The sequence below is a fragment of the Tritonibacter sp. SIMBA_163 genome (assembly GCF_046535935.1).
GTDB lineage: Bacteria > Pseudomonadota > Alphaproteobacteria > Rhodobacterales > Rhodobacteraceae > Epibacterium > Epibacterium scottomollicae.
This window is the reverse complement of record NZ_JAWJBP010001164.1, coordinates 1-242: the sequence shown is the minus strand read 5'-3', so window position 1 is coordinate 242 and position 242 is coordinate 1. Positions and strand designations below refer to the sequence as shown.

General features: G+C 63.6%; 1 pseudogene. It reads right to left on the bottom strand.

Features of this window, described 5'->3' with window-relative positions:
* A pseudogene (locus R0J92_RS25985) lies at positions 1-242 on the bottom strand (adenylate/guanylate cyclase domain-containing protein); the annotation flags it as partial.

Below are 242 nucleotides of genomic sequence, written 5' to 3'. Positions count from 1 at the left end.
AGATGATCTTGTCGAACTCCGCCCCCAACAAGACCGAGTTGGCGGTCAGATAGGTGACGTAGTTGCGGGTGATCATCGGATCCTCGGGGTTCACCGTGACCACGTAGAGCACCAGCAGTGCCCAGCCGGCGGCCGCCGTGAGTCCGGCCGCGAGCACGAAGCGCGCCTCGAACCTGAGCGCCCGCAGCGCGATGAAGATGAAGACGTAGAGCAGCGTCGGCGCCTTCAGGTAGAAACTGGCC